Source organism: Acinetobacter lwoffii (assembly GCF_049367455.1).
In the GTDB taxonomy this organism is placed as follows: domain Bacteria; phylum Pseudomonadota; class Gammaproteobacteria; order Pseudomonadales; family Moraxellaceae; genus Acinetobacter; species Acinetobacter lwoffii_W.
This window is the reverse complement of record NZ_JBMPXW010000001.1, coordinates 2847102-2867590: the sequence shown is the minus strand read 5'-3', so window position 1 is coordinate 2867590 and position 20489 is coordinate 2847102. Positions and strand designations below refer to the sequence as shown.

Genomic DNA, 20489 nt, shown 5'->3' with positions numbered 1-20489 from the left:
ATTAAGCACCGCGTAAACCTTCTGGTGCGACCGCATTTGGATCAATCAAGCCTTCTGGTGGCATTTGCAGGAAGAAACCGCGGGTTTCAATAGAATCCATGACATGCAAGACATTGGCACGTGCCAGTTTACGTGATTCGCTTAATTCAAGATGCATGACAAAAGTCGCACGTCCAAATGCTGCCTGTACTGCTTCAGTCAATACGCTTAAAGGTTCGAATGTTTCAGCTTCGCTTTCATTCGCAGGACGCGCCACATACAGATACATTTCACTTTTTTTACTGGATTTGTAGATAGACACTTGCATATTTCAAACGACTTTTCTGGAAAAACAACCGCAAGGATACATCAAAAAAAAGACAGAAACATTAGCCACGTCTCATGCATCAGTCGTGATTTTGTATAATTGCTTTTTCTTTAACCAATCCTGTAGCTAATCACTCGCTGACTTTCATCTGGGTAGACAGATAAGATTCGTCCTGATGCAATACCTGAATCAGTGGCCGAGTTAATAACTCATAGCGCCACCCAAGCAGATAATCCGGCAGATCCTGTTCATCCTTGTGAAAAACTACATGCTGATACAGTGCATTCAACCATTTCTTGCGCATCAGCACTTCTTTGGGAATCGAGGTTTCATTGACCACATGTTGAATAATTGAATCAATTTTTTCGCCAATATCTTTGGAAGAATGGCGAATTGGACGTGCCAGACGTAAAGGCCAATTTGCCGGCTCCGGCAGGAATTTCAATAAATCTAAAATGGTTTTGCCATGCTCACGAACCACATTCGAACGAATGTCTTTCACATGACTCAGCTGGAAATTATTGCGCGGGAATTTTTCCACCAGATCAATCATGCTGGCATTTTTCAAAATGAAACTGCGTGGCTGATTCAGTGCTTTGGCAATCTGATCACGCCAAACCATTAATTGCTGCAATTGCATCAGCTGACGGCGTGAATGCCGGTAATTGCCGACATCCTGATACAACAAGGCAGTTGGGGTATCTTCGCCAATTTCCTGAGTCAGAAAACGGCAATCTTGCAAGGCAAAATCCAGCAGATCTTTCGAATCCAGATCCTGTTTAATTTTCTCTGACAGTTGCACCAGATAATGCACATCATTGGCAGCATAGAGCAACTGTTCGGAACTGAGTGGACGCGCCAACCAGTCAGAACGGGTCTGGTCTTTTTCGATATCGACTTCCAGCATCTGCTTCAATGCATTTTGATAGCTGACTTGCAGACCATGCCCAAGAAAAGACATGCCAACCTGAGTGTCAAATACATTACTCAGCGATTTCTTCTGGGTATAGTGATAGATCAGGTCGATATCTTCACTACAAGCGTGAAAAATATTCTGCTGTGCGTTAAAAATTTTATTAAGGAACTCAGTCAGATCCAGCGTGGTTCCATCCAACAAATAGACCTTGTTGTCTACGTTAATCTGAAAAACACCCAGCTTAGGCCATAAGGTATCAACCTTGATAAACTCGGTATCCAGCCCATACACTAAATTCTGATCCATCAGCTTCAGTACATGAGTTAAGTCGTTTTGATGTTGAATAAATTGAAACATAGAACTGAGTCTAAGATTAGATTCTCGATAGATCCATATTAACTGATCTATAGAATTTTTGTATAAAAAATAAGGTCAATTCTGCCCTATTTCCCAAAAAATGGCGCTTACTTATCAGGTTTTATATTCTAATTAATATCTTTTTTATATTAAAACTAACAAGATATTTAAGCTCAGCTTACTTCATGCGCATCCGGTTATGTACTGCCTGACTCAAGGTATGGCTATCGACATATTCCAGCTCACCACCTTGAGGTACGCCTTGGGCAATTCGGGTCATCTGGATCGGCAAATGTTTGCTGGCCTCAACCAGATAATGCGCCGTGGCCTGACCTTCTACCGTAGCATTGGTCGCCAGAATCACTTCTTTCACCTGACCATTGGCCAAACGGTGCAATAAGTACGGAATACCGATTTCTTCTGGTCCAATACCATCCAGTGGCGATAAATGTCCACCCAATACATGATATTTACCTCTGAAGCTGCCACTTTGTTCAATCGCCATGACATCTGCAGGTGATTCTACTACGCAAAGCAATTCATCATCACGATCCAGCGAAGTACAGATATTGCAGACTTCGTCTTCGGTCAAAGAATGACAGACTGAACATTCATGAATGTAATTGGTTGCCTCAGTCAGCGCATGTGCCAGACCAATAGCACCCTCACGATTTTTCATGATCATATGCAATGCCATACGTTGAGCCGATTTCGGCCCAACGCTTGGCAAAATGCGTAATGCTTGAACGAGTTGATCAAAACGATCACTAAACATTGCGCATTCTTCCTTAGAACATACCTGCAAGACCAGGCGGCAAACCCATGCCTGAGTTTGCTGCTTTCATTCTTTCGTCAGATACCACTTCTGCCTGACGTGCTGCATCATTCATTGCAGCTGCAATCAGGTCTTCAATCATGTCTGGATCATCCTGAAGTAATTCAGGATTGATTTCGATACGTTTCACCACGTTACGGCAAGTCATGGTTACTTTCACTAGACCACCACCCGCCTCGGCATGCACTTCAGTTTGCGCAAGCTCTTCTTTGGCTTTTTTTACGTTATTTTCAACTTCTTTCTGCATGCGCTGAGCTTGCTGCATCAACATGTTAATGTTCATAAATATCTCCGAACATAAATTTATAAAATTAAATCAGGTCTAAACCGCGACGAATATCCTGGATAATATCACCAATCTCTTCCAAACCAACAGATACGCGAATCAAACCTTCGCGAATACCGGCAGCTTCTTTGGCTTCAGGCGACAATTTACCGTGTGTCGTGGTTGCCGGATGGGTAATAGTCGATTTCACATCGCCCAGATTGCCGGTAATCGAGATAAACTGGGTATTGTCGATGACAGTCCATGCTTCCTCACGGCCACCTTTCACTTCAAAAGACACAATACCGCCAAAACCGCTCTGCTGTTTGGCTGCCAGTTCATGACCGACATGCTCAGGCAGGCCCGCATAATATACTTTTTCTACTTTTGAATGCTGATTCAGAAATTCAGCCAGTTGCTGTGCACTTGCTGAATGTTCACGCATACGCAAACGTAGTGTCTCCAAGCCTTTCAGGAAAACCCAGGCATTGAATGGGCTCATTGAAGGACCAGTGGTACGCACATAGCCAAAAATTTCTTCAAGCAGCTTGTGATTACCCACGACTGCGCCGCCTAATGCACGGCCCTGACCATCAAGGTACTTTGTAGCTGAATATACAACAAGGTCAGCACCAAATTTGATTGGTTGTTGTAATACTGGGGTACAGAAGCTGTTATCAATCGCCAGTAAAGCATCATTGGCATGCGCAATATCGGCGAGTCCATGTATATCGGCTACTTCTGCTAAAGGATTGGATGGAGATTCAACAAAGAGAATTTTAGTTTCAGGCTTGATGGCATTTTTCCATGCATCAAGATCAGTCAAATCGACGAAATCAACACTGACACCAAATTTTGCGACATATTTTTCAAACATGGAAACCGTAGAACCGAAGACTGCACGTGAACAAATCACATGATCGCCGGCTTTTAAGAATGCCATCATCACTGCCATAATGGCTGCCATACCCGAACTGGTGGCGACGGCGCGCTCTGCACCTTCAAGTGCAGCCAGACGCTTTTCAAACATGGCAACGGTCGGATTGGTAAAGCGAGAATAGATATTGCCCGGCTCCTGGCCTGAGAATTTAGCTGCGGCTTCTGCAGCATTTTCATACACAAAAGACGATGTTAGAAAAATCGGTTCGCCATGCTCACCTTCAAAAGTGCGGGTATGACCGGTACGAATGGCTAAAGTTTCTAATTGGTAAGAAATATCGTCTTGCTGGCTCATCGCTTTACCTCAGCCCTCAGGCTGCCTTTTGTAAAAATTTGCCAACATTTTGAGCGCCTAAGCTATTTCAGGTCAAGGCATAATAAGCGATTATTGCTTAGACTTCGATCAATCCTCCCGCGGATACGGATATTTTATTTACATGATTCAGTTAAAACAAAACTTTCAGCGCCAGCAAAAAAAATTGAAACACCTCAGCACCCGGGTGTTTAATGCCTCCTCACTGATCCTGTCGCAAAAAACCCCTTTTGAATATATTGCCGGCACCGAGTTTTGCAAGATTCGTTATTACGCTTCACCTGAGAAAAAATATAAGGAGCCTCTGGTTTTCATCGCACCGTTAGCCATTAATATGGATATCTATGATCTGTATCCTTATCGCTCTCTGGTCAAGCATTTTCAGCATAGCGGTTTTGATGTCTATCTGGTGGAATGGAAACGCTTTAACTTTAAGCACCGTCACCTGAATTTTTTATCTTTTATCGATGCAGCCATTCCTCAATCCATTGAAACCATCTGCAAGCATTCAGGCAGTCAGTTCATTTCCTTACACGGCTGGAGTATGGCTGGGGTGTTTGTCACGCTCTATACAGCCCTGCATTCGCCTGAACATGTCAAGAATCTGATCGTGGTGGGCAGTCCTATCGACAGTTATGCGTCAGGACGTGTCGGCAAACTTTTTTCTACGACCAATAAACTGATTTCTAAAAATAAGAATTTGCAACAGGCCATTCATCAAGGATTGATCCCGAAGCAATATATTCATACGCCGGGTATTGTAAATGCCTTGGGCTTTAAATTACTTGATCCGATTGGCTGGCTAAAAAGCCAGAAGCAGTTTTTGCTGAATCTGGATCATGTCGAAGATGTCTATGAACATGCCACCATGGGGAATTTCCTGAACAAGATGATCGATTATCCGGGCGGGATTAATCAGGACATGGTTCTGCATTTATGGCTGCAAAATCCTTTAAAATACGGTTCTATCACTTTAGATGGTCGTATTGTTGATCTTAAAAATATCAGCTGCTCCCTATTGGTAGGTGCAGGTCAAACCGACCAGATTGTCACAGAACAGTCAGCTAAGCCTTTGATGGAATTGACAAGTAGCCAGGATAAGACGTTTACTCTTATACCGGGTGGTCATCTTGGACTAATGTCGAACCAGAAAACAGCCAATACATTCTGGCCAAAAATGACGACCTGGCTGGTGCAGCGCTCCACACGTCTTGATGCTTAAAGCAGATTTCTCGCACCAGAAAAATATTAAAAATTATCAATAGATTTAAACATATTCAGAGGGTACAGCATGATTCAATCAGTGGCATTTATCGGCCTAGGTGCAATGGGTTTTCGTATGGCAGCACATTTACCCAAGCATTTTGATACGGTCTATGTCTGGAACCGCAGCTTTAACAAGGCAGAGCAACATGCGGCTGAATATGGCACCCAAGCCGTCACACTGGAACAGGCCGTACAGGCAGATGTGATTTTTTCCTGCCTGCCAACTAGCGCTGACGTTGAACGACTTCTGGAAAATCTGTCGCTTAAATCCGGTTCAGTCTGGGTCGACTGCACCAGTGGTGTACCGGATTCTGCCCAAAAATTGGCAGTACAATTGGCTAAACATGGGGTAATCTTTCTGGATGCACCGGTCAGCGGCCAAACCGTTGGTGCTGAGAATGGTACATTAACCGTGATGGTGGGCGGCAATGCAGAGGGCTATGAAAAAGCCCTTCCTGCGATGCAGGCATTTGGCAAGCTGATCAAGCATGTCGGTGAATCTGGCGCGGGTTTTGCAGTGAAAGCCGTAAATAATATGTTAATGGCTGTAAACCTGTGTGCCGTCGCAGAAGGCTTTACTACACTAAAAGCGCATGGGGTAAACTTGCATGAAGCGCTGGATTGTATTAATGCTTCAAGTGGTAAAAGCATGGTGACTGAAACCGTTTTGCCGCAGCGTATTTTAAACCGCAGTTTTCCTGTAACCTTTGCCCTGCAACTCTTGGCCAAAGATACAGGTATCGCAATCGACCTTGCGCGTGAAGCCAAACTTTCTGCACCTGTGTTATCTTTAACCCAGAATCTGATTCAGGCAGCCAGCGACCTGTCGGATAAAAACAGTGATTTTTCCAGTGCTGTGAAAATGTATGAATCATGGAGTAATATTACCATCGAGTAATATCTCGCCATTGAATAATGATAACGAAACCTCATATTGTGACTAGTAGGCAGGCACATATAGTGGATAACCCAGAGGAAACTCTCATGAAGAAATTTTCTGTTGCAGCATTGATTGGCTTTGCAACTTTGTTCGGGGCTTCAACATCGGTTCTTGCATCTGAACAAGAGTGCAAAAAATTAAAAAATGATCATGACGTGATTTATGCGTCTAAAGGTTTCTGTTTCAAAGATCCTGAAGCAAAAGCCAAGTTTGGTAATGACAATTGCTATACAACCAAGCCAAAATTCTCGGAAAAAGAGCAACAACGTCTTGACGCGATCAAAGATCGTCAGAAAGAATTGAACTGTAAATAATTCAGTTTAATAACGCTCAAGGAATGTACTTATGACTTATGATGATCAGAATATTTTTGCACGAATTCTACGCGGTGAACTTCCTGCGATAAAAGTGTATGAAGATGACCAGGTTCTTGCATTTATGGACATCATGCCTCAGGCAGAAGGTCATACTCTGGTGGTTCCGAAAACTCCGGCGATCACTTTACTGGATCTACCACCTGAAGCTGCAGCCTATACGATTCAGATCGTACAGAATGTTGCAAAAGCCATTGAAAAAGGTTTAGGTGTGGACGGTATCGTGCTGATGCAATTATCAGGTGCCGCAGCGGGTCAGACCGTACCACACGTACATTTCCATCTGGTTCCTACCTCTTTGCACAATCTGGGCAAACATGCCGCACAGATGGGCGACCAAGAAAAAATCAAAGCGCTGGCCGAGAAAATTAAAGCTGCCCTTTAAGCTATTCTTAATACCTAAAAATGGAGCCTCGGCTCCATTTTTTATGTCTAGTGTATTTCACTCTTGATTAAACCACTCAAATATCAGTAAAAGTCACCTAGCCTATTTTTAGGTTTTGCAGCAAACACCGAACTTAGCTGCATTTGTATTAATCCTGCTAATCCCACTCATAATCCTATAAAAAATAAGGCAATGATTGTCTTTAATATTTCTGAAATATTTCCTTAATCATATTGACTTATTTGTAATGAATACTTGGCACCAATAGAGCAGTAGATGTTTCAAAACAATACTGAAACTTGTTTTTAAGACGATGAATAAAAAAGTCTTTATTGGAGCAACACATGAAAAAAACGTTATCTGCATTAGCAATCGGGGCAACAATTTTAACACCAGTGATGGCAGCCGCGGCTGATGTTAAAGTGTATGGTCGTGCACACGTTTCTTTAGATTATCTGGATGATGGCCAGGATTATAACGAAGTAGGTCTTTCTTCAAATTCTTCACGCTTGGGTTTTAAAGCTGAACAAAAATTAGAAAATGGTATGACCGTATTTGGTCAAATCGAACAGGAAATTAACTTTGCAAGTGGTTCTGCAAACGATGATGTTGAATTTGCAACTCGCGATACTTTTGTTGGTTTAAAAGGTGCTTTCGGTCAAGCGCGTATCGGCCGTTTTGACAGCCCATTCAAAGTAGCACGTGGCCCGGTCAACTTCTTTGGTGATATGGTCGGTGATGTTCGTAACGTCACACGTGCTGGCAACTTGCGTTTTGATGAACGTAATAACAATACCATTGAATATAAATCACCTAAGTTTGGCGGCGGCTTTAATGTTTTAGCAGCACTTTCTTTACACGAAGGTAATAGCCCTGATAGCGTGTCAACGTCTTCACCAAAAACTACTGTAATTGAAACTGTGAATGGTCCAGTAACAGTAGTCGTACCGGGAACCACAACTACTACCAATAAAGATAATCGCGATGATAAAGCATACGACCTCGCTTTAACCTATAAAGAAGGTAAAGTTGATTTTGCTGCTGCCTATGAACATTATGAAGAAGATGCAGGTCGTGGTGAGCGCGATGGTTTCCGTATCGCAGGTGCTTACAAAATCACACCTGAATTCAACTTGGGCGGTTTATACCAATTCCTTCAACATGATAATTCTGAAGCAAACCCAGATGCTCAAGTATTTGGAGTAGCAGCTGACTATAAATTTGCACCAAAAACGTATCTACGTGGTCAAGTGTTCCACCGCGATGTCGATGCAGATGATGCAAATGCAACATTATTGGCACTTGGTGTAGAACATCGTTTAGACAAAGCAGTACGTGTATATGCAAACTTGGCAACTGTACTGAATGATGAAAATTCAAACTTAACACCGTGGGCTCAAGCACGTTCAAATAACGTGGGTGGTGCACGTGGCGAAGATGCAACTGGTCTATCTCTAGGCATGCGTTACGACTTCTAAGTCTAGCCACCCTCACCAAGCTTAAAAAGAACATGTTTCCAGCATGTTCTTTTTTTGGCGTGTTTTTTATCAATATAAAATGATGAGAAAGATTGTGACACTGATATTCAACCCTTATAAAACCAACCAAAATAGTTTGATTAATTTTATTCTTTATTTTAAAACCAAGCATTTTAATCAGATTAAAAAGCATTAATCCAACTAAAACAATCTACATTCAAATATATAAATATAAGCATTTTAGTCGGATTTAAAAAAACAATAAAATTACATAAAATAATAAAAAATATTTAGAATAAATTTTAACTCATATAAATATATATCTATTATTTTCAAATATTTATAAATATATATTTATTTAAATTGTATCGTCTATTTATTTTTTAGTTACAATAGATTAATAATATACAACAAGTCACAGACAGGCTTAGTCGAATGAGCTTAGTTCCCAAAAATCTAAACCAGAGAGTGGTTAGAGAAATAACCGCTATTTTAATTATCAAGGTTATTTTACTGATGATCATTAAAAATATCTGGTTTGATGCGCCTACGATTCCTAAAAATTTTGATAACCAAGTCGCCGAGCGTATCGCCGGCAATCCTTCCCAAATCCAGGAGACACGTTGATGATTTCTGAAAGCGTGGTCGATCTCTCGCGGTTCCAGTTCGCCATGACCGCGATGTATCACTTTATTTTTGTTCCACTGACTTTAGGCCTGGCTTTTCTGCTTGCCATTATGGAAACCACCTATGTGATTTCCGGCAAAGAAATCTATAAAGACATGACCAAGTTCTGGGGAAAACTGTTTGGTATTAACTTTGCCTTAGGGGTAACCACAGGCCTGACCATGGAGTTCCAGTTCGGAACCAACTGGGCTTATTACTCGCATTATGTCGGTGATATTTTCGGTGCACCGCTGGCGATTGAAGGTTTGATGGCCTTCTTCCTTGAATCGACCTTTATTGGCTTGTTCTTCTTTGGCTGGGATCGCCTGTCCAAAGTGCAACATCTGGCAGTGACCTGGCTGGTAGCTTTAGGTTCGAACATGTCTGCGCTGTGGATTCTGATCGCCAATGGCTGGATGCAAAACCCGGTTGGTTCTGTATTCAACTACGAAACCATGCGTATGGAAATGGTGGACTTTGCTGCTCTGATATTTAACCCGGTTGCTCAGGTTAAATTTGTGCATACCGTATCTGCCGGTTATGTCACAGGTGCCATATTCGTCCTGGCTATTTCAAGTTACTACATGCTGAAAAAACGTGACTTGCCGTTTGCACGCCGTTCTTTTGCCATTGCAGCCATCTTCGGGCTTGCTTCTACACTTTCAGTGATTTTACTGGGTGATGAATCAGGTTATGAGCTAGGTGATGTACAAAAAACCAAACTGGCAGCGATTGAAGCAGAATGGGATACTCACCCTGCACCTGCACCATTTACTTTGTTCGGTATTCCGAATAAGGAAACCATGACTACAGATTATGCAGTGAAAATTCCTTATGTAATGGGTCTGATTGCTACACGTTCTATGATGTGGTTCTAGGATTTTAGACCACGCCTATAAGTGATAATCTACTCCCCAATAAGCATGGGAAATGCTTGTTTTTGGAGTCAACCATGACACGAAGAAAACGTCGTAATCATTCAGCAGAGTTTAAAGTTAAAGTTGCTCTCGCAGCAATTAAAGGCGACCACACACTCGCTGAACTTTCTACTCAATTCGACTTACATCAAAACCAAATAATTGATTGGAAAAATCAACTGCTTGAGCAATCAATCAATATTTTTTCACGACCAACAGCACAACAAGAACCTGAGATTGACCTCAAAGCTCTACATGCCAAGATAGGACATCAGGCATTGCAAATTGATTTTTTAGAAGGTGCGCTCAGAAAAATAGGGCAGCTGAGCGGCAAAAAATGATCGATAAGACCCATCAACTTTCGGTACGACAACAATCGCAATTGATTCAAATCAATCGCAGTACGTTGTATTACAAGCCCAAAGAGATTTCATCAACTGATTTGAGTTTGATGCGTCTGATCGATGAAATTCATCTCGACTACCCATTTATGGGCAGTCGAATGATACGAGATATGCTACAGCGTCAAGGGCATCAAATAGGTCGGCGTAAAGTCCGACGTTTAATGCGCTTGATGGGAATACATGCCTTGTATCCAAAACCCAATACCAGTAAGCCTAATCTTGCACACCGTATTTTCCCATATCTGTTGAAAAACATGGTCATCGATCACTCTAATCAAGTCTGGTGTACAGATATCACGTACATTCCTATGGCTAAAGGCTTTGTCTATCTGTGTGCAATTATAGATTGGCATAGTCGTAAAGTACTGGCTCATCGAGTATCGATCAGTATGGAAACAGACTTTTGCATAGATGCGTTGCAAGAAGCAATTGTGAAATATGGTTGTCCTGAGGTGTTTAATACAGACCAAGGCAGTCAATTCACAAGCGAGGCATTTTTGAATGAGTTAAAATTGCGAAATATCCGTATCAGTATGGATGGGAAAGGACGATGGATGGATAATGTAATGATTGAGCGTTTATGGCGCAGCGTGAAGCATGAGGAAGTCTATTTGAAGGCTTACGATACGGTTAAACAAGCGAAACAATCAATTGCTGAATATTTGGATTTTTATAACATGATACGTCCTCATTCAAGTTTGAATAAGGCAACACCGGATGAATTTTATGATCAACATTTACTAAAAGTAATGGCAGCATAATTTAAATATTTAGAGCGGATTTATCACTTATAAAACTGAATTGAGTGGTCTAATTAACGGAACCACATTACTACGACTGAACAAGTTACAGGTATTAAGGACCTGCTGGTTCAGCATGAAGCGCGTATCCGTAATGGTATGGTGGCCTATTCGCAACTGGAAAAATTACGTGCTGGTGATCAGTCTCCAGAACTGAAAACCGCTTTTGAAGAAAGCCAAAAAGACCTCGGTTACGGTCTGCTGCTGAAGAAATACACGCCAAATGTCGTTGATGCCTCTGAAGAGCAAATCAAAGCAGCTGCTAAAGATACCATTCCACACGTACCAAGTCTGTTCTGGGCCTTCCGTGCCATGGTTGCTTCTGGCTTCTTGATGCTACTTCTATTTGCACTGGCAACTTTTGCGGTAGCAAAACGTAATGCTGAAAACAAACCATGGTTATTGAAATTTGCATTATTTGCACTTCCTCTGCCTTGGGTTGCTGCGCAAACTGGCTGGTATGTGGCAGAAGTAGGTCGTCAACCTTGGACCATTGGTGAGGTATTACCGACGCATCTTTCAGCATCAAGCTTAAGTACAGGTGATGTCTGGGGTTCAATCCTTGCATTGGCAGCATTCTATACCGTGTTACTGATTATCGAGATGTATCTGATGATCAAGTTCTCACGTCTTGGCCCAAGCTCACTGCATACCGGTAAATACCATTTTGAAAAGCTTGCAGCTGCAGAGAAGGCAAATGAGGAGACTCACGCATGATCGAATATGAATTATTAAAAATCATTTGGTGGGTGCTGGTCGGCGTATTGCTGATTGGCTTTGCCCTCACCGATGGCTTCGATATGGGCTCCATGGCGATCATGCCATTTGTGGGCAAAAATGATAGCGAGCGCCGTGCAGCGATCAATACCATTGCCCCGCATTGGGACGGTAACCAAGTCTGGTTTATTACTGCCGGCGGTGCTTTGTTCGCTGCCTGGCCAATGGTCTATGCAACCGCCTTCTCTGGCATGTACTGGGCACTGTTGCTGGTACTGTTTGCCCTATTCCTGCGTCCGGTCGGTTTTGACTATCGCTCAAAACTGGAAAATACCAAATGGCGCAATTCATGGGACTGGGGTCTAGCCATTGGTGGTGCAGTGCCTGCATTGGTCTTCGGTGTGGCATTCGGCAACATGTTCCTGGGTGTACCATTTACTTTAGATGAAACTGTACGTTCTACTTATACTGGTAGCTTCTTTGCCCTGCTGAATCCGTTTGCGATTGTCTGTGGTCTGGTCAGTTTATCGATGCTATGTGCACATGGTGGTGCATGGTTAATGCTGCGTACAGATGGTGACCTACGCCAACGTTCTGCCAAAGCAACGCAAATCATGGGTCTGGTTTATCTGGCTACCTTTCTGGCAGCCGGTGCATGGTTGTATTTTGGTGGTATTCAAGGCTATACCTTGGTTACACCTTTTGATACCAATGGTGTTGCCAATCCGCTTGCAAAAGAAGTATTGACCAATGCTAATCCAGGCTGGATGAACAACTATTCGACTTATCCAATCACGATGGCAGCGCCTATTGCCGGCATTTTGGGTGGCTTGATCATTGTCTTGGCAGCAGGTAAAAACAAAGCAGGCCTGAGCTTCCTGGGTTCATCTCTGGCTGTCATCGGTGCCATCCTGACTGCCGGTTTTGCCCTGTTTCCTTTCCTGATGCCTTCAAGCATTAACCCGGTTGCAAGTCTGACCATGTGGGATGCGGTATCTAGTAAAAATACCTTAACCGTTATGACCGTTGCTGCCTGTATCTTTGTTCCACTGATCCTGATCTATACCACTTGGTGTTATTACAAGATGTGGGGCGTGATTACCAACAAACACATTGAAGATAATTCACATAGCCTGTACTAAGGCTATGTCTTAAGGAGAGACAACTATGTGGTATTTTGCCTGGATTCTGGGTGTACTGATGGCATGTTTTGCCAGTGTGATTGCTGCTATTTACATGGAACAACACCAAGACCTGGATGAGGAATAAAACATGACAGAAGCTGCGCTTGAGAAAACCGTTGTAGACAAGAAACCAAACAAATTTGCGATGATGATTTCCTGCCTCCTGGCTTTTCCTCTCGCAGCCGTGTTATTGGTTCATCCTTCCGCAATGCTGGATGCCAATGGTGAATATAGCCATAGTGCCATGATGTATATCATGATTGGTATTTCTGGAGGCTTTGTCCATGGTGTTGGCTTTATACCGCGCCACTGGTTCTGGAAATGGTTGTTTAGCCCTTTCCTAGCATGGCCTTTAATGATCTGGGGTTATTACACCTGGTTTCTCAGTTAAAGTATGAAATTAAAAAGCCCTCATTTGAGGGCTTTTTAATTTCATACGAATTCTAAAATATTCTTCTTTTTTCTTCTGGCCAAAACAGGATTTTTAAAACAACTTATTTTAAGTATATAAAAAGCCGGAACCAGTCCGACTTTTAGAATGATTTATCGATGGGTATGAATCGACATCACAATGCCCATCCCGGCCAGCATGGAAATCACTGCCGTTCCACCATAACTCATGAGCGGTAATGGATCTCCAGTTACAGGTAAAATCCCGCTCACCATGCCTGAGTTTAAAAATACAAAGAAGAAGAAAGTCAGTCCCATGGCTCCAGCATATAAACGGCCAAAGTTATGAAAGCTGTTTAAACCAATCATCAGACAGCGAATAATAATGGCAGTGAATAAACTAAACAGCAGGAAAACACCGATAAAACCGAATTCTTCGGCATAAGTCGACATAATAAAGTCAGTATGATGTTCAGGCAGATAACCTAAATGTGATTGGGTACCTTCGGTATAGCCTTTGCCCGTGGAACCACCTGAACCAATCGCAATTTTGGACTGGATGATATTCCAGCCTGCACCCAAGGCATCCGATTCCGGATCAAATAACGTGGTAATACGTTTTTTTTGATACTCTTGTAATACAAACATCCATGCAGCCGGAGCTGCCACGGCTACTGCAGCGGCTGCACCACCAATCAGACGCCACGACATCCCACTTAAAAATAGAACAAAAATACCGGGAATCACCAAGCCAATGTTCAAGTCAGGCTGAAGCGCCACCAAAACAAATGGTACGCCCAATAAAATCAGAGCCCCCACAATATGCAAAAATTTGGGAGGAAACGGCTTACGTGCAAAATACCATGCCATCATCAAAGGCATCGCAAATTTCATCACCTCACTCGGTTGCATGCTTCCTACCCCCGGCAAGGTAATCCAGCGGGTTGCACCCAAGCGTTTTTCACCAATCACAAAGACCAGAAGCAGCATGAAGATCCCGAAGGCATACAGGTATGGACTAATCGCCTGATAGACTTTCGGTGGAATCTGCGCACAGATAAACAGCAGCACAAAACCAATTCCAAAACTGATCGCCTGACGTACCACCATGCCAGAGTCTTCGGATGTCGCGCTATACACCACCATTAAACCCAGGATTGCATTGAGAACTAGAAAGCACAATAACCAGGGATCAAGGTGCAACTTGGTCCATCGAGATGAATCTTGCGGGTTAATACTACGTCCATCACGCAAAGAGTGACGTAAAAACCGATACTGCTGTGAAGGTATCATTGGCCAAAAGGTGAAAAAGAATGATGGCAAAATTATAAGTGAAAGCTATAGCGAATAGATCGCTATAGCCAGATTTATTCTGCTTTTATTTAAATATTATTTGAATATATTTTTAAGCCTGAGCCTGTAAAATCAGTTTGGCCAGTTCCAGATCGTCCGGATAGGTAATTTTAATATTATCGGAACGCCCTTGTACTACACTCACCTGTTCGCCGATATGTTCCAGCGCACTGGCTTCATCAGTAATCGTAGCACCATCTTGCAAAGCCTGCTCAATCGCCCGTTTCAACACACCTAGCTTGGCCATTTGTGGTGTTTGTGCCTGCCATAGCATTGAGCGATCCACTGTTTCCTCAATATCAAAATTGGTTACTACACGCTTAAGTGTATCTCTTACTGGAATCGCCAGAATCGCAGCCTGATCATTTGTAATCGCCGTATTGACTAACTGTTGCAGACAATCCAGACCGACACAGGGACGCGCCGCGTCATGTACCAGCACCCACTCATCTTCAGAAGCGATTTGAGATAAATACGTGAGTGCATTTAACACGGAATTCACCCGCTCGGCACCGCCCAGACAGAAATGGGCTTTCTCTTGACTGGAAAATGGCAGCATTTTTGCGACGTTGTCCTGTTCACCAATCGCCAGGACATAACCCGCCAAAGGCAGTTGATTCAGACGAGCCACCGTATGTTCAAGAACAGTTCGCTCTTGAATCATCTGATATTGTTTCAGTTCTGTTTTGGAGAAACGGCTACCGGAACCTGCAGCTGGAAGAATGACCCAAAGTTTAGGGTGTGGTTGGTGCTTCGGCTGACTCATTGGTTCGCAGGTCTACTTTAAAATTAGGATTAAGATAGATCGGTTTATATTGAGTACTGATCGTGCTCATTTGAATAAAAGTTTCGCGTGGCTTAATCAGACCAAGATCTAAACGCGCATGTTCTTCGATGGCTTCAATACCATTCTTCAAATCATAAACTTCTGCCGCCAGAACGCGATTACGCTCTTTCAGCTCATCATTCAATTCCATCTGTTGCTGGATTTTCTGGGTCAGTTGCTGATGATCATGATAACCACCTTCACCAAACCAGTATAAATATTGAAACCCTGCGATCAAAATGATCGCAAGGCCCAACAGTACTTTACTCGCAGTCGAGTCGAATACATTTAACATTGACATAAGTCGCTTAGTTCAAACCTTTGAACTCAGCTTTACCGCGATATGCAGCATTAGTCAATTCTTCAATACGAAGTAATTGATTATATTTCGCTACACGGTCAGAACGGCAAAGTGAACCAGTCTTGATTTGACCCGCTGCTGTACCTACTGCAAGATCAGCAATCGTTGAATCTTCCGTTTCACCTGAACGGTGTGAAATTACAGTAGAGTAACCATTCTCTTTCGCAAGGTAGATGGCATCTAAAGTTTCAGTCAAGGTACCGATCTGGTTGTATTTGATCAGAATCGAGTTACCCACTTTTTCGTTGATACCACGTTGCAGAATTTTCGGGTTCGTTACGAACAAGTCGTCACCAACCAACTGGATCTTGTCGCCAAGAATAGAAGTCAGGTAAGACCAGCCTTCCCAGTCAGATTCGTCCAGACCATCTTCGATCGAGATAATTGGGTACTGGTGTACAAGACCTGCCAAATAGTCAGAGAACTGGTTGCTTGTGAACGCTTTGTTGCCTTCGCCAGCAAGAATGTACTGACCATTTTTGTAGAATTCTGAAGATGCACAGTCAAGCGCAAGCATGATGTCAGAACCTGCTTTGTAGCCAGTTTGACCAATTGCTTCAAGAATAACTGTGATTGCTTCTTCGTTTGAACGTAAGTTCGGCGCAAAACCACCTTCATCACCTACCGCAGTGTTTAAACCTTTTTTGTTTAAAACTGATTTAAGTGAATGGAAGATTTCAGCACCGGCACGTAGCGCTTCAGAGAATGAAGTGAAGCCTACTGGCTCAATCATAAATTCTTGAATATCGACGTTGTTGTCTGCATGTGAACCACCATTGATGATGTTCATCATTGGTACAGGCATGGTTAGAATCGTTTGACCGCGAAGATCTGCGATGTATTGGAAAAGAGGAATTTTCTTTTCTTCAGCAGCAGCGCGAGCAGCAGCCAAAGATACTGCCAAAGTTGCGTTTGCACCTAGTTTTTCTTTGTTTTCAGTACCGTCAAGCGCGATCATCGTGTTATCGATGTCTTTTTGTTCGAATACTGATTTACCGACCAAAGCGTCACGGATTAACGTATTTACGTTATTTACCGCAGTTTTAACGCCTTTACCTAAGTAACGCGCTTTATCGCCATCACGAAGTTCTAAAGCTTCACGAGAACCAGTTGAAGCACCAGATGGTGCACATGCACGGCCAACTACGCCAGATGCTAAGATTACGTCTGCTTCGATGGTAGGGTTACCACGAGAGTCCAAAATTTCACGTGCACGAATGTCAACGATTTGGCTCATGAACTATTCCTCAGTTGATTAATATGAGCTGCCTATACGGCAGCGCAAGAGTGATAAACTCAGTGTGTATCTAACTTTTCGAAACCTTTAACCAAGGTATCCAATTCTTTTAGCTGTGCCAGGAACGGCTCAAGCTGAGACATGCGCAGCGCACATGGACCATCACACATGGCTTTTTCCGGATCTGGATGTGCTTCCAAGAACAAGCCTGCAAGACCCGTTGCCATACCCGCACGTGCAAGCGTTGTAATTTGCGCACGACGACCACCGGCAGAATCTGCACGGCCGCCTGGGGTTTGTAAGGCATGGGTTACATCAAAGAACACCGGGACATTCATTTCTTTCATGATGTCGAAGCCCAGCATGTCTACAACCAGATTGTTATAGCCAAATGCCGAACCGCGTTCACAAATGATCAGCTTGTCATTTCCGGCTTCCAGACACTTATGCAAAATATGACGCATTTCGTGTGGAGCCAGGAACTGGGCTTTTTTGATGTTGATGATCGCATCGGTTTTTGCCATTGCTTCAACAAGATCCGTCTGACGGCTTAAGAAAGCTGGCAATTGAATAATGTCTGCCACTTCTGCAACAGGAGCCGCTTGGTACGGCTCATGCACATCGGTGATGATCGGTACATTAAAGTGTTTTTTAATGTCAGCTAACCACTCGAGACCTTTTTCCAGGCCAGGCCCACGGAAAGAGTTCAGGCTTGAACGGTTGGCTTTATCAAAGCTGGCTTTGAACACATAAGGAATGCCCAAACGTGTGCAGATATCGACATAAGTCTCTGCGATTTCAAAAGCCAGGTCTTTAGATTCAAGTACATTCATTCCGCCGAATAATACAAATGGCAAATGATTTGCCATTTGTATATCGCCCAAACGTACAATTTCTTGTGGTTTTAATTGCGACATTTAAACTTCCCTAGTTGTGTCCTACGCACCGATTATTTGGTTTTTTGGTACTGCTTTTTCGCAGCATCAATGAAACCGGCAAACAATGGGTGACCATCGCGTGGCGAGCTGGTAAATTCCGGGTGGAATTGTACTGCAATAAACCAAGGATGTGCAGGAATTTCAACAGTTTCTACCAAATGCTGTACCGGAGAATAACCAGAAATCTTCATGCCTTTTTCTTCCAGCACTGGGATATAACGGTTGTTCATCTCGTAACGGTGACGATGGCGCTCGATGATTTCTTCAGAACCATAAACTTCTGCAGTTTTAGTCCCTGCAACCAGTTCAGATTTTTGCGCGCCAAGACGCATCGTACCACCCAGATCAGAATCAGCAGAACGTTGCTGAACTTCACCACGCTCATCTAACCATTCAGTAATTAAACCAATCAATGGAGATTTCGTTGAACGGTTAAATTCAGTCGAAGTCGCATCTGCAATACCAGCAACATTACGTGCGTATTCGATCACAGCCAACTGCATACCCAAGCAAATACCGAGGAACGGCACACCGTTCTCACGTGCGAACTGAATCGCCTTCATTTTGCCTTCAGTACCGCGCTCACCAAAACCGCCAGGAACCAGAATCGCATCAGCATCTTTCAATACTTCTGCTACATCTTGGCTTTCAAGCTCTTCAGCGTTTACGTAGTCAATCTGAACTTTCACACGGTTTTGAATACCCGCATGTAGAAGTGCTTCGTTGACAGATTTGTAAGCATCTGGAAGTTCAACGTATTTACCAACCATTGCAACACGTACGGTGTATTCAGGATTCAGCAGTGCTTCTACAACGTTATCCCAATCTGTTAAGTCAGCTTCAGGAAGATCGTTATAACCAAAACGTTCACAAATTAAATCGTCAACATTTTGTTCGTAGAATGTACGTGGAATCTGGTAGATCGAACGTGCGTCTTTACATACCACAACGGCACGTGCTTCAACGTTGGTAAATAATGCAATCTTACGCGTCGTATCTGCATCTACATCGTATTCTGTACGGCAGATGAGAATGTCTGGCTGAATACCAATCGACAGGAGTTCTTTAACAGAGTGCTGTGTTGGTTTGGTTTTTAATTCTGCTGCAGACTTAATGTATGGGAGTAACGTTAAGTGCATTAACATGGTACGTTTATGACCAAGTTCAACCATTAACTGACGTACAGATTCCATGAATGGGAGAGATTCAATGTCACCTACAGTACCGCCGATCTCTACGATCGCAACGTCATAACCTTCGCCTGCACGAAGTACACGCTCTTTGATATTGTCAGTAATGTGTGGAATAACTTGCACAGTACCACCCAGGTAGTCACCACGGCGTTCTTTGTTCAGAACATCCTGGTAAACACGGCCTGATGTGAAATTATTCAGTTTGGTCATTTTCGCACGACGCAAGAAACGTTCGTAGTAACCCAAGTCTAAGTCTGTTTCAGCACCATCTTCTGTAACAAAAACTTCACCATGCTGGAATGGGCTCATTGTCCCTGGATCGACATTAATGTATGGATCCATTTTTACCATGGTCACTTTTAAACCACGAGCTTCTAAAAGTGCAGCAACAGAAGCAGCTGAAATACCTTTACCTAGTGATGAAACTACACCACCAGTAACGAAAATAAAATGGGTCATTGGGTTTCTCGTACAATCGAGCCTAAATCGGCCTGCAATGTTGCGCAATTTTACTTTACCTTGTACCTAGAAAGCAAAGTCAATCCGCATCAATTCAAAGAACAATAAACAATTGACTATTCTAACAGCAATTCCTATAAAAAATTACAGTAAGTTCATATGATTTCTATCTTGCATTTTGCTGCTATAATAGTGTATCCACTCCACACTTTTATGTTTGATGCAATGATGATGAAGAAACTTTTAATCTCCACCCTAATCCTGACTGGCCTGACATTAACTGCGTGTGTAAAAAAAGAAGCACCAAAAGAAGAAGAGCAAGTAGAAGTTACTCCAGCATCTGAAATCTCGACTCCAGAACCAACGCAATTTGAACCGCTTGAACCTGTAGAGCCAGCGGCAATTGAAGAGGAAGTAGCGCCAACGGTTGAAATTCAACGTGAGCAAACTGAAAACACCACGACTGAAATCCGTCGTGAAATCAAAAAACCAGAAACTACTGAGCCGGCACCAGTGCCTGAAACCCGCGAAGAACCTGCGTCAAAGCCTGCTGCGACCACATCTAAAACCAATTCAAATCCAGAAAACAAGTCTGAGGATGATGCGGTTGCTGACGCAATTGCCGCAGCGATGCCAGCACTTGACTAATTACAGTATCATTCATCAAAA

Annotated in this window: 22 protein-coding genes and 2 pseudogenes; 13 read left to right on the top strand and 11 right to left on the bottom strand. The window is 43.0% G+C overall.

The genetic code is table 11. From position 1 onward, the window contains the following. Window position 1: 1 nt before the first annotated feature. The 5 genes from ACO1B7_RS13785 to ACO1B7_RS13765 form a co-directional block, all read right to left on the bottom strand. Window positions 2-307: a YcgL domain-containing protein gene (locus ACO1B7_RS13785; protein ID WP_004278695.1), complete on the bottom strand. Its 306-nt coding sequence runs from the start codon at window positions 305-307 to the stop codon at window positions 2-4. Window positions 308-437: 130 nt separating this feature from the next. Further along, the gene (locus tag ACO1B7_RS13780) at window positions 438-1580 is read right to left on the bottom strand and encodes a ribonuclease D (RefSeq protein ID WP_423090250.1); all 1143 of its coding nucleotides are present in this window, start codon (window positions 1578-1580) and stop codon (window positions 438-440) included. A gap of 178 nt (window positions 1581-1758) precedes the next feature. After that, window positions 1759-2355 (bottom strand): recombination mediator RecR, encoded by a 597-nt coding sequence (gene recR, locus ACO1B7_RS13775; RefSeq protein ID WP_004278698.1) that lies wholly within the window; start codon window positions 2353-2355, stop codon window positions 1759-1761. A gap of 13 nt (window positions 2356-2368) precedes the next feature. Further along, the gene (locus ACO1B7_RS13770) at window positions 2369-2698 is read right to left on the bottom strand and encodes a YbaB/EbfC family nucleoid-associated protein (protein WP_004278699.1); all 330 of its coding nucleotides are present in this window, start codon (window positions 2696-2698) and stop codon (window positions 2369-2371) included. A 28-nt stretch (window positions 2699-2726) separates the two neighbouring features. Further along, window positions 2727-3914: an O-succinylhomoserine sulfhydrylase gene (locus tag ACO1B7_RS13765; RefSeq protein ID WP_423090249.1), complete on the bottom strand. Its 1188-nt coding sequence runs from the start codon at window positions 3912-3914 to the stop codon at window positions 2727-2729. A gap of 142 nt (window positions 3915-4056) precedes the next feature. Between ACO1B7_RS13765 and ACO1B7_RS13760 the strand changes: the two genes are divergently transcribed. From ACO1B7_RS13760 to ACO1B7_RS13705, 12 genes and pseudogenes are all read left to right on the top strand, one after another. Beyond that, on the top strand, window positions 4057-5154 hold the full coding sequence (locus ACO1B7_RS13760; RefSeq protein ID WP_004645261.1) for an alpha/beta fold hydrolase: 1098 nt from the start codon (window positions 4057-4059) through the stop codon (window positions 5152-5154). Between the two features lie 69 nt (window positions 5155-5223). Further along, the gene (locus tag ACO1B7_RS13755) at window positions 5224-6096 is read left to right on the top strand and encodes an NAD(P)-dependent oxidoreductase (RefSeq protein ID WP_423090248.1); all 873 of its coding nucleotides are present in this window, start codon (window positions 5224-5226) and stop codon (window positions 6094-6096) included. Window positions 6097-6182: 86 nt separating this feature from the next. Beyond that, window positions 6183-6452 carry a YARHG domain-containing protein gene (locus ACO1B7_RS13750; protein ID WP_004278704.1) on the top strand — a complete coding sequence of 90 codons (270 nt, stop codon included), beginning with the start codon at window positions 6183-6185 and terminating at the stop codon, window positions 6450-6452. 31 nt (window positions 6453-6483) lie between these two features. Next, window positions 6484-6897, top strand: coding sequence for an HIT family protein (locus tag ACO1B7_RS13745; protein ID WP_423090247.1), 414 nt, complete (start codon window positions 6484-6486; stop codon window positions 6895-6897). Window positions 6898-7241: 344 nt separating this feature from the next. Further along, window positions 7242-8375, top strand: coding sequence for a porin (locus ACO1B7_RS13740; protein ID WP_423090246.1), 1134 nt, complete (start codon window positions 7242-7244; stop codon window positions 8373-8375). A gap of 435 nt (window positions 8376-8810) precedes the next feature. Further along, window positions 8811-9002: a cytochrome oxidase putative small subunit CydP gene (cydP, locus tag ACO1B7_RS13735; protein ID WP_004645265.1), complete on the top strand. Its 192-nt coding sequence runs from the start codon at window positions 8811-8813 to the stop codon at window positions 9000-9002. Continuing rightward, window positions 9002-9904: pseudogene (locus ACO1B7_RS13730) on the top strand (cytochrome ubiquinol oxidase subunit I); the annotation flags it as partial. The gene cydP and the pseudogene ACO1B7_RS13730, both read left to right, overlap by 1 nt. A gap of 89 nt (window positions 9905-9993) precedes the next feature. Continuing rightward, window positions 9994-11123 (top strand): IS3-like element ISAcsp5 family transposase gene (locus tag ACO1B7_RS13725; RefSeq protein WP_155756875.1). Its coding sequence is split into 2 segments (ribosomal slippage): window positions 9994-10246 and window positions 10246-11123, totalling 1131 coding nucleotides; the frame shifts between segments, so codons are not numbered across the junction. 69 nt (window positions 11124-11192) lie between these two features. Further along, window positions 11193-11879 (top strand): annotated as a pseudogene (locus ACO1B7_RS13720) (cytochrome ubiquinol oxidase subunit I); the annotation flags it as partial. Continuing rightward, window positions 11876-13021: a cytochrome d ubiquinol oxidase subunit II gene (gene cydB, locus ACO1B7_RS13715; protein ID WP_004731264.1), complete on the top strand. Its 1146-nt coding sequence runs from the start codon at window positions 11876-11878 to the stop codon at window positions 13019-13021. The pseudogene ACO1B7_RS13720 and the gene cydB, both read left to right, overlap by 4 nt. Before the next feature lie 25 nt (window positions 13022-13046). After that, window positions 13047-13148 carry a cytochrome bd-I oxidase subunit CydX gene (gene cydX / locus ACO1B7_RS13710; protein ID WP_004278713.1) on the top strand — a complete coding sequence of 34 codons (102 nt, stop codon included), beginning with the start codon at window positions 13047-13049 and terminating at the stop codon, window positions 13146-13148. A 3-nt stretch (window positions 13149-13151) separates the two neighbouring features. Then, on the top strand, window positions 13152-13454 hold the full coding sequence (locus ACO1B7_RS13705; protein WP_423090245.1) for a cyd operon YbgE family protein: 303 nt from the start codon (window positions 13152-13154) through the stop codon (window positions 13452-13454). Between the two features lie 152 nt (window positions 13455-13606). Here ACO1B7_RS13705 and rodA read toward each other — a convergent pair whose 3' ends face one another. The 6 genes from rodA to ACO1B7_RS13675 all read right to left on the bottom strand — a co-directional run bounded on the left by rodA (window position 13607) and on the right by ACO1B7_RS13675 (window position 19820). Further along, window positions 13607-14746: a rod shape-determining protein RodA gene (gene rodA, locus ACO1B7_RS13700; protein WP_004645269.1), complete on the bottom strand. Its 1140-nt coding sequence runs from the start codon at window positions 14744-14746 to the stop codon at window positions 13607-13609. 112 nt (window positions 14747-14858) lie between these two features. Beyond that, entirely contained in the window at window positions 14859-15572 is a 714-nt protein-coding gene (gene ispD / locus ACO1B7_RS13695) for a 2-C-methyl-D-erythritol 4-phosphate cytidylyltransferase (protein WP_005100062.1), read from the bottom strand. Beyond that, window positions 15541-15933, bottom strand: coding sequence for a septum formation initiator family protein (locus ACO1B7_RS13690; protein WP_005100059.1), 393 nt, complete (start codon window positions 15931-15933; stop codon window positions 15541-15543). The genes ispD and ACO1B7_RS13690 overlap by 32 nt, the downstream gene beginning before the upstream one ends. Before the next feature lie 7 nt (window positions 15934-15940). After that, window positions 15941-17230, bottom strand: a complete 1290-nt coding sequence (gene eno / locus ACO1B7_RS13685) for a phosphopyruvate hydratase (RefSeq protein WP_005100058.1) — start codon at window positions 17228-17230, stop codon at window positions 15941-15943. A 59-nt stretch (window positions 17231-17289) separates the two neighbouring features. Beyond that, a complete protein-coding gene (kdsA, locus tag ACO1B7_RS13680) occupies window positions 17290-18147 on the bottom strand; it encodes a 3-deoxy-8-phosphooctulonate synthase (protein WP_005100054.1) in 858 nt (285 codons plus the stop codon). Between the two features lie 32 nt (window positions 18148-18179). Beyond that, window positions 18180-19820 carry a CTP synthase gene (locus ACO1B7_RS13675; RefSeq protein ID WP_005100051.1) on the bottom strand — a complete coding sequence of 547 codons (1641 nt, stop codon included), beginning with the start codon at window positions 19818-19820 and terminating at the stop codon, window positions 18180-18182. Window positions 19821-20048: 228 nt separating this feature from the next. Between ACO1B7_RS13675 and ACO1B7_RS13670 the strand changes: the two genes are divergently transcribed. Then, complete coding sequence (locus tag ACO1B7_RS13670) at window positions 20049-20468, top strand: hypothetical protein (protein WP_035341811.1); 420 nt, start codon at window positions 20049-20051, stop codon at window positions 20466-20468. Window positions 20469-20489 lie beyond the last annotated feature (21 nt).